At 72.6% G+C, this 15,981-nt stretch carries 13 protein-coding genes; 9 read left to right on the top strand and 4 right to left on the bottom strand.

What is annotated here, in order from left to right:
- Window positions 1-93: 93 nt before the first annotated feature.
- Window positions 94-228, bottom strand: coding sequence for a hypothetical protein (locus tag ACFHWT_RS17820; RefSeq protein WP_416595787.1), 135 nt, complete (start codon window positions 226-228; stop codon window positions 94-96).
- A 236-nt stretch (window positions 229-464) separates the two neighbouring features.
- On the opposite strand from ACFHWT_RS17820, the gene ACFHWT_RS17815 reads away from it, so the two are divergent.
- Window positions 465-2,309 (top strand): BTAD domain-containing putative transcriptional regulator, encoded by a 1,845-nt coding sequence (locus ACFHWT_RS17815; RefSeq protein ID WP_416595786.1) that lies wholly within the window; start codon window positions 465-467, stop codon window positions 2,307-2,309.
- Here the strand turns inward: ACFHWT_RS17815 and ACFHWT_RS17810 are convergent.
- A complete protein-coding gene (locus ACFHWT_RS17810; protein ID WP_416595785.1) occupies window positions 2,202-3,158 on the bottom strand; it encodes a hypothetical protein in 957 nt (318 codons plus the stop codon). The two genes, ACFHWT_RS17815 and ACFHWT_RS17810, sit on opposite strands and share 108 nt — an antisense overlap.
- 186 nt (window positions 3,159-3,344) lie before the next feature.
- Here ACFHWT_RS17810 and ACFHWT_RS17805 point away from each other — a divergent pair, with 186 nt between their 5' ends.
- From ACFHWT_RS17805 to ACFHWT_RS17770, 8 genes are all read left to right on the top strand, one after another.
- Window positions 3,345-3,920, top strand: a complete 576-nt coding sequence (locus ACFHWT_RS17805; protein WP_416595784.1) for a TetR/AcrR family transcriptional regulator — start codon at window positions 3,345-3,347, stop codon at window positions 3,918-3,920.
- A 37-nt stretch (window positions 3,921-3,957) separates the two neighbouring features.
- Window positions 3,958-5,139, top strand: coding sequence for an FAD-dependent oxidoreductase (locus tag ACFHWT_RS17800; protein WP_416595783.1), 1,182 nt, complete (start codon window positions 3,958-3,960; stop codon window positions 5,137-5,139).
- Between the two features lie 85 nt (window positions 5,140-5,224).
- The gene (locus ACFHWT_RS17795) at window positions 5,225-6,484 is read left to right on the top strand and encodes a sensor histidine kinase (RefSeq protein WP_416595782.1); all 1,260 of its coding nucleotides are present in this window, start codon (window positions 5,225-5,227) and stop codon (window positions 6,482-6,484) included.
- A 20-nt stretch (window positions 6,485-6,504) separates the two neighbouring features.
- Window positions 6,505-7,212: a response regulator gene (locus ACFHWT_RS17790; RefSeq protein ID WP_416595854.1), complete on the top strand. Its 708-nt coding sequence runs from the start codon at window positions 6,505-6,507 to the stop codon at window positions 7,210-7,212.
- A 96-nt stretch (window positions 7,213-7,308) separates the two neighbouring features.
- Window positions 7,309-8,142 carry an ABC transporter ATP-binding protein gene (locus tag ACFHWT_RS17785; protein ID WP_416595781.1) on the top strand — a complete coding sequence of 278 codons (834 nt, stop codon included), beginning with the start codon at window positions 7,309-7,311 and terminating at the stop codon, window positions 8,140-8,142.
- Window positions 8,087-10,768: an FtsX-like permease family protein gene (locus ACFHWT_RS17780; RefSeq protein ID WP_416595780.1), complete on the top strand. Its 2,682-nt coding sequence runs from the start codon at window positions 8,087-8,089 to the stop codon at window positions 10,766-10,768. The genes ACFHWT_RS17785 and ACFHWT_RS17780 overlap by 56 nt, the downstream gene beginning before the upstream one ends.
- Before the next feature lie 291 nt (window positions 10,769-11,059).
- The gene (locus tag ACFHWT_RS17775) at window positions 11,060-11,650 is read left to right on the top strand and encodes a lytic polysaccharide monooxygenase auxiliary activity family 9 protein (protein ID WP_416595779.1); all 591 of its coding nucleotides are present in this window, start codon (window positions 11,060-11,062) and stop codon (window positions 11,648-11,650) included.
- A gap of 147 nt (window positions 11,651-11,797) precedes the next feature.
- On the top strand, window positions 11,798-13,951 hold the full coding sequence (locus ACFHWT_RS17770) for an ATP-binding domain-containing protein (RefSeq protein ID WP_416595778.1): 2,154 nt from the start codon (window positions 11,798-11,800) through the stop codon (window positions 13,949-13,951).
- Between the two features lie 71 nt (window positions 13,952-14,022).
- Here ACFHWT_RS17770 and ACFHWT_RS17765 read toward each other — a convergent pair whose 3' ends face one another.
- Complete coding sequence (locus tag ACFHWT_RS17765; protein WP_416595777.1) at window positions 14,023-14,478, bottom strand: hypothetical protein; 456 nt, start codon at window positions 14,476-14,478, stop codon at window positions 14,023-14,025.
- A gap of 9 nt (window positions 14,479-14,487) precedes the next feature.
- The gene (locus ACFHWT_RS17760) at window positions 14,488-15,399 is read right to left on the bottom strand and encodes a ParA family protein (protein ID WP_416595776.1); all 912 of its coding nucleotides are present in this window, start codon (window positions 15,397-15,399) and stop codon (window positions 14,488-14,490) included.
- Window positions 15,400-15,981 lie beyond the last annotated feature (582 nt).

The following is a 15,981-nucleotide window of genomic DNA, read 5'->3' as shown; positions in this document are numbered from 1 at the left end:
TTACCTCCGACGTCACTGCATCTCAGGCTGAACGCACACTGCGCGACCGGGTGGGGCCGGACGGGCGAGCCGCCCGGCCCCGGTGACGTCGACTCAGCCGGCGGACTCGACCGCCGCCACCTCGGAGTCCTGGTCACGCTCGGTCAGCTCGTCGAGGACCCGCCGCTCGGTCTCGGCGAGTTCCGGCTTGTCCTGCTGGGCCCGGTAGATCTGGTCGTGCAGTCCCATCTGCTTCCTCCATCATCGAGTGGGGCCTTGGTTCGAGCTTCGGGTACGCCGATAGACACTGGATACGCGGTTTGGTATATCCACAGTTGAACAGCGCTGTCGATCAATGTCGCCGTCATCCACATCGCGCCTATGGGTTCACCTACAGCCGGGCCCGCTGGCCGCTCCGGTTTGCCAGGATGGCGAGATGAGGGTGGGTTTGTGGGACGCCGCCGACGCGGTCGTCTGCGATTGACATGGAATCCCTTCGTTTCAACCTGCTCGGTGTGGTGCGCGGCCGCCGAGGCTCCGTCGATATCGACATGGGAAGTCCGCAGCAACAGGCCCTGCTCGTCGTCCTTCTCCTGCGGCCGGGTCAGGCGGTGAGCGCTGCCGTTCTGATGGAAGCACTGTGGGGCGACGACCCGCCGGTCACGGCGACGAAAAGCCTCCGCACGTACGCCTGGCGCTGGCGCAAGGTGCTGGAGAACGACGCTGCCGAGCCCCGGATCCTGACGACCGTCGGTGACGGCTACCGCCTGGAGGTGCCCGAGGACGCCGTCGATGTGCGGTACGCCGAGGCGTGCGCCCGTCGCGCCCGTCGCGCCCGCCGGGTCGGCGACGCGAGGAGGGCCCGCGCAATGCTGGCCGAGGCGCTTGCCCTGTTCAACGGCGAGCCGCTGGCCGGGGTGCCCGGCCCGTTCGCGCAACGGCATCGTCGCCGGCTGACTGAGCTGCACCTGGACCTGCTGGAGGCGCGTCTGGCGTTGGACATCGACCTCGGTCGCGCCTCCTGGTGCGTGCCCGAGTTGCGTGCGCTCATCGACGAGAACCCGCTGCGGGAAAGCCTCATCGTGCTGTTGATCCGGGCGCTGCACGCCAGTGGCCGGACGGGGGAGGCCGCTGCGGTGTTCCCGGCGGCTCGCCGCAGGATCGTGGACCGGCTCGGGTTGGAACCCGGCGCCGAGCTTGCCGACGCCCACCGGCGGCTCCTGGCCAGCGAAGGGCCCGCCGCCCCGCCGCCGCGGAGTGCGGATCCGGCGGGCAGTGCGGAGCCGGCGGGCAGTCGTGTGCCGGCGCCCCGGCCAGCCCAGGTCCCGGCCAGCACTGCGGACTTCACCGGTCGCGAGGCGGTGGCCCGTCTGATCATCAACGCCCTGAGCCGGTCCGACCGGGGCTCGTTGCCGATCGTCGCCGTGGCCGGGATGGGCGGCCTCGGCAAGACCACCCTGGCACGACACGTCGCTCACCGGCTCGGCGCGCACTACCCCGACGGTCAGTTGTACGCGGAGCTCAAGGGCGGCGACGCCAGGCCGGCATCGCCGCAGGACGTCCTGGACGGATTCCTCGCGGCACTCGGGGTGGAGTCCGTCCCGGACTGCCTGGACAACAGGTCGGCGCTGTTCCGCTCGGTGACGCACGACCGCCGGCTGCTCGTGGTGCTGGACGACGCGCACAACCTGGCCCAGATCACCCCGTTGCTGCCGGGCGCCGCGACCTGCGGCGTACTGGTCACCTCCCGATCCCGGCTGGCCGGCCTGAACGGCGCCGTGCACGCCGATCTCGAGGTGTTCGACGAGGCTGAGGCGATTGAGCTGCTGTGTCGGGTGATCGGCCACGACCGGGTGGCCGCCGAGCGCGAGACGGCACGGGAGCTCGTGATGGCGTGTGGATTGTTGCCGCTGGCGGTCCGCATCGTGGCGGCCCGGTTGGCCGCCCGGCCGGGCTGGTCGATCGGCATGCTTCGCGACCGGTTCACGCTTCGCGACCGGTTCACCGGCGGGCGCCGGCTGGGCACGTTGCGGGCCGGTGATCTCGACGTGAGCGCGACCTTTCTGGCCAGTTGGCGGCAGCTCACGCCGGAGCAGCAGCGGGCACTGGTCCTGCTGGCCGCCGCCGACCTGCCGGACTTCGCGCTGCCCGTCGCGGCACGGATGCTCGACCGGTCCGAGCCGGACAGCGAAGACCTGCTGGAGGAGCTGGTCGACCTGGCGTTACTCGAGTCGGACACCGCCGGGCGATACCACCTGCATCCCCTCGTGCGGTCGTTCGCCCTCGCCCAGGACATCGCCGGGGGAGCCGGGGCGAGCCGGTCGCCGTGACCCTGGTCGGGCAGATGGCGGCCGGCGGAGGAGGACAGTGTCCAGGATGTCGAAGCGGGCCGGGTCGTCGCGGCGGCTGCCGACCAGGAACGCCACCTCGCGGCCGGGCTGGCACAACGGCCACCAGAACTCACCGGCCAGCGCGCGCCGCAGCGGCAGCCCGCAGTACTTCTGCCGCGCGCGTTGGTATGCCACCACGTCCCGGTCGCGTAATTCCTGTACGTGACTGCGGCAGACCGGATGGTGGCAGTGGTAGCGGTAGGCGACGGTGAACGGCGGTCGGCGCAGCAGGTCGTGCACCACCGGACGGAACAGGTCGGGCTCGGTGCGGCGCCAGGTGGCGGCGGACCAGCGGTCGGCGGGCGCTGCCACCGGGGTCCGGTTGACCCGTAGGTAGCGCAGTTCGGCGACCCGGATCAGGGCCAGTGACTGGGCGTCGGGGTCCCGTGCCGCCGAGTCTTCCAGGTCACACATGGACCATTCGGCGTGTCGGTGCAGGATCGCGGCGCGTCCGCGCCACCGGCGGGCTTCGTGACGGACCCGCAGGGTTGCGTCGTGGACTCGCCAGCTCTCCGGGCGGGGGTCGGCCGGGTCCGGCTCGGCGACGGCCGAGACGATGTCGTAGCGCCGTACGGGCGCGGTCTGGCTGAGCGGGTGGGCGGGGATCTCGTCGAACCGGATCCAGTGTCGGGGGCCGTCGAGGCGTAGGCCGACGAGGGTGGTCATCGCGCCGTGTGTCGCGGACGGCACCGGCGGGGTGATGCCGGTGACCAGCACCTGCATCGGGGTCGCACCGCTGTCCTTGCCCGGCGGCGGATCGTAGTTGGGCCTACGGTACAGCTCGCTCACGCACGCCTCCGGCCGAGGGGTAGCCATTGGTGATCGGGCGACTACTTATAGCTAACAGGGTCGCACGGGTGCCGCACCGGAATCCAGAGCCGATTTCGCGGACCGGGTTGGCGTGGTAAGTTGTTGGGCAGTCGCCCAATGCGAATGTCCAGGGCGGGCGCCCAACAGCTGCTCCGGAGGTGGGAGATGACACAGACCGCCGCCGAACGCGGCCGGCAGGTGCGGGCCCGGCTGCGCGCCGCCGCTGGCGCGTTGATCGCCGAGCGCGGCTGGGCCGCGGTCAGCACCCGGCTCGTCGCAGACCGGGCCGGGGTCGCCCCCGGGCTGGTCCACTACCACTACGCCTCGGTGCGGGCGCTGCTGATCGAGGCGGCCACCGGCGCGATGACCGACCTCGTCGGCGAGCTCGACACGCTGCTGACCGGGGCAGCCAGCCCCGAGGCCGGGGTACGGGCCCTGCTCGCCGCCCTCGACGGCTATTCCGGCACCGACCCGACTTCGCTGCTGTTCGCCGAGGCGTACCTGGCCGCCGCCCGCGACGCCGAGCTGCGCGACGTGCTCACCGGCATCCTCGACGGGCTGCGCGACCGGATCGCCGACTGGCTGGCCGGCCACGGCGTCGCCGACCCGACGGGCAGCGCCGCCGTGCTGGCCGCCGCCCTCGACGGCCTGCTGCTGCACCGTCCACTGTCATCCGACCTCACCTCGGACGCGGTCGCCGGACCGCTGATCCGCCTGGTCGCCACCGACACCTCAGCATGAGCACCACCGACAACGCCATGACGGAAGGGGACCGACAGTGAAGGCGGTCATCTGCGGCGCCGGGATCGCCGGGCTGGCCCTGGCCCACCAGCTGGACACCGCCGGCTGGACGGTGACCGTCCTCGAACAGGCACCGGCACCGCGTACCGAGGGCTACATGATGGACTTCTTCGGGCCGGGCTACGACGCCATCGAACGGATGCGGCTGCTGCCGCAACTGCACGAGTACGGCTACCAGGTCACCGCGCTGACCTACCGGGACGACCAGGGCCGTCGCCGGGCCAGCCTCAGCTACTCCCGGTTCGCCGACATCGTCGACGGTCGGCTGGTCAGCATCATGCGTCCCGACCTGGAACGGATCCTGCGTGAGGCACTGCCCGGCCGGGTCGCGCTGCGCTACGGCAGCCGGCTGGCCCGCATCGACCACCGCGCCGACCGGGTCGACGCCACCACCGTCGACGGCACCGTCCACCGGGCCGACCTGCTGGTCGGCGCCGACGGCATCCACTCCACCGTCCGCCGGCTCACCTTCGGCGACGAACGGCACTTCCTGCGCCACCTCGGCTTCCACACCGCCGCCTGGGTGTTCGACGACCCGGCGGCCCGCGACGCCGTCGGCGACGAGTTCGCCCTCACCGACAGCACCCGGCGCCAGCTCGGCTGCTACGTGCTGCGCGACGGGCGGATCGCCGTCTTCGCCGTGCACCGCACCACCGACCCGCAGCTGCCGGCCGATCCCCGGTCGGCGCTGCGCGAGGAGTACGCCGGCCTCGGCTGGATCGCGCCGCAGGCGCTCGCCGCCTGCCCACCCGCCGACGACATCTACTACGACCAGGTCGCCCAGATCGAGCTGCCGGCCTGGAGCCAGGGCCGGGTGGTCCTGGTCGGCGACGCCTGCCAGGCGGTGTCCCTGCTCGCCGGGCAGGGTGCCTCGCTGGCCGTCGCCGGGGCGGAGACCCTGGCCGCCGAGCTGACCCGGGCACTCGACCCCGCCGCCGGCGCCGACCCCGGCGTGCTGGCGATAGCGCTGCGCCGCTACGAGACCGCGATGCGACCGGTCGTCACCGACAAACAGCAGGTGGCCCGGCGGGGGGTCCGCTGGTTCGTGCCGGAGCACCGGTGGTGGCTGCACGTGCGGCGGGCCGCGTTGGCCGCCGCTGGGCTGCCCGGCATGGACCGGGTGATCGCCGGTGCGATGGTCGGCAAGTCCAGTACCTGACCCCCGGCAACGGCCGCCGGGTCGGAGCACCTGACCCATGGCCACGGTCGCCCAGTCCGGCAGCTGGCCTGGGTACGCTCGCAGCATGCCGGTGCCGCATCCGCCCCCGACTCCGCCGAGCTGGATGCTCCGTGGCCGTGAGCTGCTGTTCGACCTCGCCATCGTCACGGTCGTCGGTTCCGCGTCGGTGCTCGCCGAGGGGCCGTACGGCCTGATCGGCATCGGCCACGGGCTGCTGATGGCCGCCCCGCTGCTCGCCCGCCGCCGCTTCCCGGCCGCCACCTACGCCGTGGTCGCCCTGCTCGCCGCCGCCCAACTGCTCGCCGGGGACAGCTTCACCCTGCTGCCGCACGACGTGGCGATCATGATCGCGCTCTACTCGGTGGTCAAGTACGCCCGGCAGGCCTGGGTCGGGTTCGCCGCCCTGGCCACCACCCTGTTGGGCGGCTTCATCGCCGCCGTCCTGCTCAGCCCGGCGGTGCAGTGGGACGACGGCAGCGGGACGTGGCTCGACCGGTACATCTTCCTGCTGGCCAGCTCGGTCACCATCGGGGTCTGGCTGCTCGGGCTGACCGTACGGATCCGGCACCTGTACGTCCGCAGCCTGGAGGAGCGGGCCGCCACCGCCGAACGGGAACGGGACCACCTGGCCCGGATCGCCGTCGTCGAGGAACGCGCCCGGATCGCCCGCGAACTGCACGACATCATCGCCCACTCGCTGTCGGTCATGATCGTGCACGCCGACGGCGGCCGGTTCGCCCTGGACCGCGACCCGGACCGCACCCGCAGCGCGCTGACCACGATCGGGGCCACCGGCCGGGAGGCGCTCGGCGAGATGCGTCAGCTGATCGACGTACTGCGGCATCCGCAGCGCTCCGCCGAAGCGGTGGTGGACCGCCCGCGCGGCAGCCTCGACCAGGTGGGCGAGGCGGTGGCCAAGGCCCGGACCGCCGGGCTGGCCGTCGAGTACACCGTGACCGGCACCGTGCCCGAGGTGCCCGACGGGATGGCGCTCGCCGTCTACCGGATCGTGCAGGAGTCGCTGACCAACACCCTGCGGCACGCGGGGGAGCGGGCCCGGGCGCGGGTGGCGATCACATACACCTGGCAGGCCATCGCGATCGAGGTCGTCGACGACGGCGGCCGCCGGGCCGCGACCCCGGCGTTGAGCAACGTCACCCCGCTGCCGGTGCCGGCCCCCGCGCTGCCCGTCGGCGGGCACGGGCTGATCGGCATGCGCGAGCGGGTCGGGCTGTACGGCGGCGAGTTCACCGCCGGGGCCCGGCTCGACGGCGGCTGGCAGGTGCGGGCGTCGATCCCGCTGACCTTGGCGGCGGCGGCATGACCGGCGACCCGGGCGGCGGCATGACCGGCGACCCGGGCACCGGTGCAGCCGTGGCCGGCGACGCCGCCATCCGGGTGGTCCTCGTCGACGATCAGGCCCTGGTCCGGGCCGGCTTCCGGATGGTGCTCGACTACTCCGGCGACATGACCGTGGTCGGCGAGGCCGGTGACGGCGCGGAGGCACTGCGGCTGCTGCGTACCGTCGAAACCGACGTGGTGGTGATGGACGTGCGGATGCCGGTCCTCGACGGCGTCGAAGCGACCCGCCGGATCTGCGCCGCCGGACCCACCCCCCGGGTGCTGGTGCTGACCACCTTCGACACCGAGGCCGACGCGTTCGCCGCGCTGCAGGCCGGTGCCAGCGGATTCCTGCTCAAGAGCGTCCCGCCGGAGGACCTGCTCGCCGCGATCCGGGTGATCGCCGCCGGCGACTCGGTGGTCGCGCCGCGGATCACCCGCCGGCTGCTGGACCGGTTCGCCGGCCAACTCGTCGCCGCCGGGCCGGCGACCCCGGCCGTGGACGGGCTCACCGACCGGGAACGCGAGGTGCTGCTGCTGGTCGGCCAGGGGCTGTCCAACGCCGAGATCGCCGGCCGGCTCACCGTCGCCGAGGCCACCGTGAAGACCCACGTCGGGCGGATCCTGGCCAAACTGGGGCTCCGCGACCGGGTTCAGGCCGTCGTCCTGGCGTACGAGACAGGTCTGATCCGCCCCGGCACTACGACCTGAGGCGTACGCCGGCCGGCGGCTGCGACCAGCGGCGGACCCGCAAGTGACGCGCGACGGTGGACGCGGCACGCCGCCTGCGTCCCTAGCGTTTCCGGGATGTCTTCGACCACTACGACCACGGCTGCGGCGGTCACCGCCACCGGCCTGACCAAGGTGTACGGCACCGGCGAGGCAGCCGTCACCGCGCTGGACGGCGTCGACGTCGCCTTCGACGCCGGCCGGTTCCACGCGATCATGGGTGCCTCCGGCTCCGGCAAGTCGACCCTGATGCACTGTCTCGCCGGCCTGGACCGGTCGACCTCCGGCTCGGTACGCGTCGGCGACGCCGACATCACCCGGCTCGACGACCGGCGGCTGACGATGCTGCGCCGCGACCGGATCGGGTTCGTCTTCCAGCGCTACAACCTGCTGCCGACGCTCACCGCGCTGGAGAACGTCACCCTGCCGCTGGCGATCGCCGGCCGCCGGGTCGACGGTGACTGGCTGAACCGGGTGGTCGCCGCCGTCGGGCTCACCGACCGGCTCGGGCACCGCCCGGCCGAACTCTCCGGCGGGCAGCAGCAGCGGGTGGCCGTCGCCCGCGCGTTGATCACCCGACCGTCGGTGATCTTCGCCGACGAGCCGACCGGCAACCTGGACTCCCGCACCGGCGCGGAGGTGCTGCGCCTGCTGCGCGACGCCGTTGACCAGCTCGGCCAGACCGTGGTGATGGTGACCCACGACCCGCTCGCCGCCACCCGAGCCGACCGGGTCACCTTCCTCGCCGACGGCCGCCGGGTCACCGATTTGAACCGGCCCGACGCCGACGCCATCCTCGACGTGATGTCCCGCCTCGACGCCGCCGGTGCCGGCACATCCCATGTGGCCGCCGCCGGTGCCGGCACATCCCATGTGGCCGCCGCCGGGCGCGACACCCGAGTGGGCGGGTGAGCCGGAGATGCTGCGGCTCACCCTGCGTTCGCTGCGCGCCCACGCCAGCCGACTGCTGCTCTCCTCGCTGGCGATCGTCCTCGGCGTCGGCTTCGTCACCGGCACCCTGATCTTCTCCGACGGGCTGACCGCCGCGACCGAGCAACGCGCCGGGCTGCTCGACCGCTTCGTCGACATCGAACTGACCCGCGACTTCGACGTGCCGGCCGGCGAGGCCGGCGCGCCGGACGTCAACGGCGAGGTGCTGCCGGCCACGCTCGTCGACGCCGTCCGTCAGGTCGACGGGGTCGCCGCCGCCGAGGGCACCTTCAGCTGGTACGGCGTCGGGCTGCTCGGCCCGGACAACCAGTCCATCCCCGGCCTGAACAACATGGTCACCGTCCCGGCGGACCCCCAGTTGGCCGGTCTGCCGCTGGCCGCTGGCCGGCTGCCGCAGCGGCCCGGGGAGGCGGTGCTCGACGCCCGGACCGCCGACCGGCGGGGCATCACCATCGGCGACCGGGTGCAGGCCGCCGTCACCGACCGGCAGCCGCGGCCGTACCAGGTGGTCGGTCTGGTCGACGTCGCCGGCACCGGCGTCGACTCCGGCGGCGCGCTGCTCGGTCTGGTCGACGCCGACGCCCGCCAACTCACCGGCCGTGCCGACCTGGACCGGGTGCTGGTCGTCGCCGAACCGGGCGTCGGCCAGGCCGAGCTGGCCGAACGCCTGAGTTCGGCCGCCGGCGGGTACGTCGCCACCCGCACCGGCGAGCAACTGCGGGCCGCCGCGCTGGACTTCGCGGTCGGCAACGGCGAGCAGTTCACCCGGCTGCTGCTGGCGTTCGCCGCGATCGCGGTCTTCGTGGCCGCGTTCGTCATCGCCAACACGTTCACGATCCTGCTCGCCCAACGCACCCGGGAGACGGCGCTGCTGCGCCTCGTCGGGGCCACCCGGGCGCAGCTGTTCCGGGCCGGCGTCGTCGAGGCCGCCGCCGTCGGAGCGATCGGCGCGGTCTGGGGACTGCTGCTCGGGGTGGTGGCCGCCGCCGGGCTGCGCCAGCTCTACGCCGAACTGGGCAGCGGTATGCCGAGCGGCACGGTGGTTACCCCGCGTACCGTCGTCGTCGCCTTGGTCTGCGGCGTCGGGGTCACCGTCGGCGCGGCGCTGCTGCCGGCCTGGCGCGGCACCGCCGTACCGCCGGTCGCGGCGCTGACCGATGCGGCGCTGACCGTCGCCCGACCGGTCGGCCGGTTGCGGCTCGGTGCCGGCCTGCTGCTGATCGTCGTCGGCGTGCTCGGGCTGGTCGCCGCCGGCCGGCTCGAGGACCTGCTGGTGGTGGTCGCCGGTGGGATCCTGGCCTTTGTCGGTCTGGTGCTGGCCAGCCCGTTGATCGTGCCGGCGGTGACCCGGCTGCTCGGCCGACTGACCGGGTGGGCGACTGGGCCGTCCGCCCGGCTCGCGGTCGCCAACGCGGTCCGCAACCCGCGCCGCGCCGCTGCCACCGCCATGGCGCTGGTGATCGGCATCGGGCTGGTGACGTCGTTCTCGGTCGGCGCGCACAGCGTCAAACGTGCCGTGGAGCGGGAGGTCGACGCCCGGATCGGAGCTGCCTTCCTGGTTGAGTCCGACCTGGACCCGGTGCCGCCGGAGCTGATCAACCGGCTGCGTGACCTGCCGGAACTCGGCGTGGTGCTCGGCGGCGCCGGGGTGTACGGCGCTCCGGGCGGGTTCGACGTGGCCGCCAGCCATCCCGACCTGCTGGCCAAGGCGAAGCTGGCGGTGGCCGACGGGGACGTGCGGGACTTCGGGCCGGGCCGGGTGATCGTGAACGAAGCGACCGGGTTCGCCGTCGGCGACCGGTTCCGGCTGGAACCCGTGCCGGCCGATCCCGTTGACCCGGCCGATCCCGTTGACCCTGCCGATCCCGTTGACCGGGCCGACCCCGCCGAGGCGGTCGATCCCGCCGGCCCGGTCGGGCAGGCACGCGACGTCGTCGTGGTCGCGGTCCTCGCCGACCCGAGCGGCGGCGACCAGTCGGCCACCGGCAGGGTGTTGGCCGTCGAGGAGGACGTCACCGCCGTCTACCCCGACATCGACACCTGGCTGGTGCAGGTCGATCCGGCAGCCGGCGTCGGCGCCGAGGCCGCCCGCGAGGCGGTGGAGTCGATCGTCGTCAGCTACCCGTTCGTGACCTTCGTCGACCGGGCGGCGTACGCCGAGGCGCGTACCGGCACCGTCGACACGGTGTTGCGGTTCGTGCTGGCGCTGTTGGCCCTGGCGATCCTCATCTCGCTGCTGGGGCTGGCCAACACCCTGACCTTGTCGGTGGTCGAACGGACCCGGGAGAACGCCCTGCTGCGGGCCGTCGGCCTGACCCGGGGCCAGTTGCGCCGGATGCTCGCCACTGAGGCGGTGCTGACGGCGGTCAGCGGTACGGCGTGCGGCATCGCGATCGGGGTGGCCGGCGCGGCGGGCGCGCTCGCCGTGCTCAACCGTGCCGAGGACGACATCTTCCGGCTGGACCTGCCCTGGGCGCAGCTCGGGGTCGTCGTCGCGGTGGCGGCGGTCGCCGCGCTGGTCGCCTCGGTGCTGCCGGCCCGCCGGGCGCTGCGCCAGCCGGTCGTCGAGTCGCTGGCGGCCGACTAAGTCGGCAGCTGTTGGTCGCTGATTGCGAGATCAACGCTTTCTTGGATCGGTAACTGCCCGGAGTCGCTGCGGGGGCGACTCCGGGCGGCCCGACAAAAACAGATATCCATAGACCATCATTGATATCCGGACCAATGGGTGCGATAGTCGGGTGGAAGCGCTCCCGCACCCGTATGAGCGCCCAGGAACGGAGGATGTACCATGCGTTCACGCAACCTCGATCAACCCGGTCGGCGATCCCGACCGGCCGCCCGTCAGCCTGTTCGAGCGCTTGTTCTGCTGCTCGCCCTGATGGCAGGCATGCTGCCGTTCACCGGCGCGGCGCAGGCTCACGGCACCATCGTCAACCCGGCGAGCCGCGCCTACCAGTGCTGGCAGGACTGGGGGCACCAGCACATGAACCCGGCCATGCAGCAGCAGGACCCGATGTGCTGGCAGGCCTTCCAGGCCAACCCGGACACCATGTGGAACTGGATGAGCGCGCTGCGCGACGGACTCGGCGGAAATTTCCAGGGCCGCACCCCCGATGGGCAGCTGTGCAGCAACGCCCTCTCCCGGAACAACAGCCTGAACCAGCCCGGACAGTGGAAGAAGACCAACGTCGGTCGCAACTTCACGATCCAGCTGTACGACCAGGCCAGCCATGGCGCCGACTACTTCCGGGTGTACGTGAGCAAGAACGGGTTCAACCCCGCTACCCAGCGGCTCGGGTGGGGAAACCTCGACTTCATCACCCAGACCGGCCGGTACGCGCCGGCACAGAACATCAGCTTCAACGTTTCGACCTCCGGTTACACCGGACACCACATCGTCTTCGTGATCTGGCAGGCGTCCCACCTCGACCAGGCCTACATGTGGTGCAGTGACGTGAACTTCGTCTGATCGGCAGGCCGACGAACGACGGCACGGCACGCCCGCCGGCCCGGGACATCCGCGTCCCGGGCCGTCGGTCCTGCACACTCAGGGGCTGTCCGACTCCTGCCCGCACCGGTACGGTGTGCCGGGTCTGCCGACCCGGGGAGCGTGCACATGGCCGACATGTCAGCGGAGATCGCCGCGGAACAGGCGTACTTCGACGCCGCCGCCCGGGAGCGCGACCGGCGGGTGGCCGAACTCGGCTCGCTGGCGAGCAGCGGGGCCGACCGGGCCACCGCCGCCCGGCTGCGCCGCCACGCCGAAGCCGTCACCCGGGCCCTCGGCGGCGCCGCCGACGCGGTCGCGTTCGGCCGCATCGACGACGAGTCCGGCGAGGCGTACTACCTCGGGCGGCACCTGATCGGCTCGCCCGACGGCGGCGACCCGCTGGTGATCAACTGGCAGTCGCCGGCCGCGGCCCGCTACTTCACCGCCAGCCCGGACGACCCCCAGGGCCTGGTGCGCAGACGCGGATTCCAGTGCACCGGCAACGTCATCGACCACCTCGACGACGTCCTGTTCGCCGAGATCGCCGCCGGTATCGCGGGCGGGTCAGCCGACGGGTCGAGTCGGGCCGACGTCGACGCGCACCTGCTCACCGAGCTGGCCAAGGGCCGGACCGGCACCCTGCGCGACATCGTCGCCACCATCCAGGCCGCCCAGTACGAACTGATCCGCGCCCCGCTGCAGCAGGTCCTGGTGATCGAGGGCGGCCCGGGCACCGGCAAGACCGCCATCGCCCTGCACCGGGTCTCCTGGCTGTTGTTCAAACATTCCGAGCTGACCGCCGACGACGTACTCGTGGTCGGCCCGCACCCTACGTTCATGCGCTACATCGGCCAGGTGCTGCCCGGGCTCGGCGACGCCGAGGTCGAGCTGCGCGACATCAGCCGGCTCGCCCCGACGGTACGGCGTGGCCGCGCCGAGCCGGCGGCGGTGGCCCGGCTCAAGGGCGACGCCCGGATGGCCGGCCTGCTCGACCGGGCGCTACGCAACCGGATCGGCACCCCGGACCCGGCGGAGCGGCTGCTGCTCGGCAGCCGGTTCATCACCCTGCCCGGCGAGCAGGTGCAGCAGGCACTCGACGCCGCCTCGGCGGCCGACCTGCCGTACAGCGGTCGCCGTCAGCTGTTCCGTGACCGGCTCGCCGACCTGGTCCACGACCGGGCCGGCGTCGACCCGCGCGGCGAACCGGCGCTGGCCAACCTGGTCGAGCGGCTCTGGCCGCAGCAGAGCCCGGCGGCGTTCCTGCGCGGCCTGCTGGCGTCCCGGCCCCGGCTGCGCGCCGCCGCCGACGGGCTGACCGCCGACGAGTTGGCGCTGCTGCACCGGCGCGGCGCCGACCGGATCTCCGAGGAAATCTGGTCCGCCGCCGACCTGCCGCTGCTCGACGAGCTGGACCAGCTGATCGACGGCGGGCCGTCGCGCCGGTACGGGCACGTGGTGGTCGACGAGGCGCAGGACCTGTCACCGATGCAGTTGCGGGCGGTGGCCCGACGCAGCCGCACCGGTTCGTGCACGGTCGTCGGCGACCTGGCCCAGTCGACCGGCGGTTGGGCCCGGGACAGCTGGGACGAGGTGACCCGGCATCTGCCGTCGACCTGCCCGGTGCGGGTCGCGCCGCTGCGGTACGGCTACCGGGTGCCCCGCCAGGCGTACCAGTTCGCCGCCCGGCTGCTGCCGGTCGCCGCGCCCGGCGTGACACCACCGGAGGTGGTCCGGGACGGCCCGGCCGAACCCGGCGTGCACCGGGTCGGGCTCACCGAGCGGGCCGGTCGGGTCGTCGCCGTGGCCGGTGAGCACGCCGCGCGGGGCGCGTTCGTCGGCGTCGTCTGCCCGCCGCGCTGCCGCCGCGAGGTCGAGGCGGCGCTCGCCGACAACGGGCTCGCCTGGAGCAGCGCCCAGCAGGGCGACCTCGGCGCGGCGATCAACCTGGTCAGCCCGGCCGAGGCGAAGGGCCTGGAGTTCGACGCCGTGGTGGTCGTCGAGCCGGAGCAGATCGTCGCCGACGACGAACGCGGCCACCGGATGCTGTACGTCGCGTTGACCCGCACCACCGGCCACCTGGACGTGGTCTGTGTCGGCGATCCGTTGCCGCTGACCACGCCGTACCGCCCGGAACCGGGTTCGGCCGACGACCAGCCCGACTTCACCGAACGGTCCGCCCGCCTGCTCGCCGAGCACCTCGCCGGTCAGCTCCGCGCCGGCGCGCCGGCCGCGCACTGGGCGGAAGTCCTCGACGAGGTACGCCGCCAGCTCGGCGACTGACCGTGCACAACCGACTCTTCACCGTACGGAGCTACTGGCCGGGCGGTGTCGTGCTGCTGTCAGGGCTGTTGTCAGGAGCTGCTGGCGGGGCGGCTGAGTACCGCCGAGGTGAGCCGTCGGCCGACGGTCGCCTGGACGATGTTCTTCTGGATGACGGCCTTGGCGGCCCGGCTCGGCAGCGCCACCCCGAGTTCGGCGGCCAGGGCCCGTAGCTCGGCGACCTTCAGCCCGAGATCGTCGAGGTAGCGTCCGGCGGCCACCCGGTCGTCGATCGCCGCCAGGTCGGCGCGGATCCGGTCGGTGTCGACGACGACCGCCGGCTTCGCCGCCTTGGCGGCCCGGTTCCGGCGAGCCGGTGCCGGTGCCGGTGCCGGTGCCGCAGGCTGCTGCGGCCCGGCGGTGGCGGTGGCGACCGTCAGCTGCGCGGTGCCGTCGGCGAGCGCGGCCAACTGCTCCGGCGGCAGGGTACGGAGGAAGTCCGCGACCCGGATCAGGACGGCGTGGGACAGGTCGGCGGCGCTGGTCACGTGACTCTCCTACGGGCGGATCTTGGCGAGGAACTCGCTGGCGAGCTGCTGCAACTCGTACTGGACGTTGACGTTCGCGTCCGGCATCAGGACCGCGGGCAGGCCGTGCTCACCGGCGGAGGCGAACACCGTCTTGTTGTCGCGGATCATCTGCTGGAAGCGCGGGATCTCGATGGTCGCAGGATGGCCGATGAAGTTGCGCAGCGCCAGCAGTGGCCCGTGCCCGGTGTACTGGACCATCGTGAAGACGATGCCGAGGATCTCCGGGCTGATCTGGTCGGCCCGGCCCGCCGCGACTCGGTTGTAGTCGGTCACCAGCTCGGAGACCTTCTTCCGCAGGTAGTCGATGCCGAGCGTGGACAGGTAGTCCGGCCGGGCCGGGATCAGGATGTGGTCGCTGGCGACCACCCCGGTGCGGGTGACCATGGTGAAGTTTGGTGGGCAGTCGACCAGGACAACCTGGTAGTCGGTGAACGCGGGCGCGGCGAGCGCCTCGGCGAGCGCACGGTGCAGGGACAGGAAGCGCGGGCTGCCGTGCTGGAACCGCGATCCGCCCAGGCTGGCGGCGAAGTCGAGGTCGGCGTCGGTGAGCATCAGATGGGACGGCACCAGGTCGAGCCGACCCTGGCTGTGCTGACCGATCACCTCGTTGACGGTGGGCGGGGTGAGCACGTAGCGGTCCAGTGGCGCGGCGCCGCCACGGTCCAGCACGTCACCGAACCACTGCAGGATGGTCCGTTCGTCGGCCAGTTCCCGCTCCCACATGGTCGGTTCGACGAAGGAGAAGGTCAGGCTGGCCTGTGGGTCCAGGTCGATGAGCAGCACCCGGTGCCCGCGGTACGCGAGTTCAGCCCCGATGTTGGCGGTGACGGTGGTCTTGCCGACACCACCTTTGTAGTTGATGACGGACACCACGGTCATCGGCAGCTCCGCACACACATGGTCAGCAGCATGCCACGTGACCCGATGGGTGTGTGCGGTGAGCTTGATGCCGCAGATGCATCAAGATGCACCTGCGGCATCAGCCTCGCCCGGATCAACCAAACCCTCAGCCAGCCGTACGGCGGCTCTGGTGCCACCCGGTCTCTCCCGAAACGTCGCCAGTCTTCTGGCTGCCCTTGGGCGCCAAAGGTGACGCTGCGCGCTGAGCGTGCGCGGTTCCTGAGGTCCAGGTCGGCGCGGAATGGTCCGGCGGGCGGGGTCGTTGTGCATGGTCGCGCCACCCACTCCGGCCCGCAGCCGCCGGGCGGCAGCCAGGCTCCGGCCCGGCCAGTGGATCGGGTCGGTGGGCCCGGTCGGGAATCGTCGACGGGCCGGCGTGGTTGTACATGGTCACGGCGCGCGGCAGCGCCCCCGCGCCCGCGCCTGACTCCGTACCACCCGGATGACCGTTCACCGCGCACCCGCCCGCCCGTGACCGGTGCGGTGTGCCCCCTCGGCAGACGGAAGGTGGACCCCCCATGACCACGATCATCACCCGTACCCTGCGTACCAGCCTGCGTA

Source organism: Micromonospora sp. LOL_021, assembly GCF_048060215.1.
Classification (GTDB): domain Bacteria; phylum Actinomycetota; class Actinomycetes; order Mycobacteriales; family Micromonosporaceae; genus Micromonospora_E.
The sequence above is the reverse complement of the archived record's forward strand: the minus strand, read 5'-3'. Positions and strand labels throughout refer to the sequence as shown.

What these genes read in the sequence shown, in the direction of transcription:
- ACFHWT_RS17820 (WP_416595787.1), bottom strand. Translation starts at nt 228, where the DNA reads ATGGGACTGCACGACCAGATCTACCGGGCCCAGCAGGACAAGCCGGAA.
- ACFHWT_RS17815 (WP_416595786.1), top strand. Translation starts at nt 465, where the DNA reads ATGGAATCCCTTCGTTTCAACCTGCTCGGTGTGGTGCGCGGCCGCCGA.
- ACFHWT_RS17805 (WP_416595784.1), top strand. Translation starts at nt 3,345, where the DNA reads ATGACACAGACCGCCGCCGAACGCGGCCGGCAGGTGCGGGCCCGGCTG.
- ACFHWT_RS17795 (WP_416595782.1), top strand. Translation starts at nt 5,225, where the DNA reads ATGCCGGTGCCGCATCCGCCCCCGACTCCGCCGAGCTGGATGCTCCGT.
- ACFHWT_RS17790 (WP_416595854.1), top strand. Translation starts at nt 6,505, where the DNA reads ATGACCGGCGACCCGGGCACCGGTGCAGCCGTGGCCGGCGACGCCGCC.
- ACFHWT_RS17785 (WP_416595781.1), top strand. Translation starts at nt 7,309, where the DNA reads ATGTCTTCGACCACTACGACCACGGCTGCGGCGGTCACCGCCACCGGC.
- ACFHWT_RS17775 (WP_416595779.1), top strand. Translation starts at nt 11,060, where the DNA reads ATGGCAGGCATGCTGCCGTTCACCGGCGCGGCGCAGGCTCACGGCACC.
- ACFHWT_RS17770 (WP_416595778.1), top strand. Translation starts at nt 11,798, where the DNA reads ATGGCCGACATGTCAGCGGAGATCGCCGCGGAACAGGCGTACTTCGAC.
- ACFHWT_RS17760 (WP_416595776.1), bottom strand. Translation starts at nt 15,399, where the DNA reads ATGACCGTGGTGTCCGTCATCAACTACAAAGGTGGTGTCGGCAAGACC.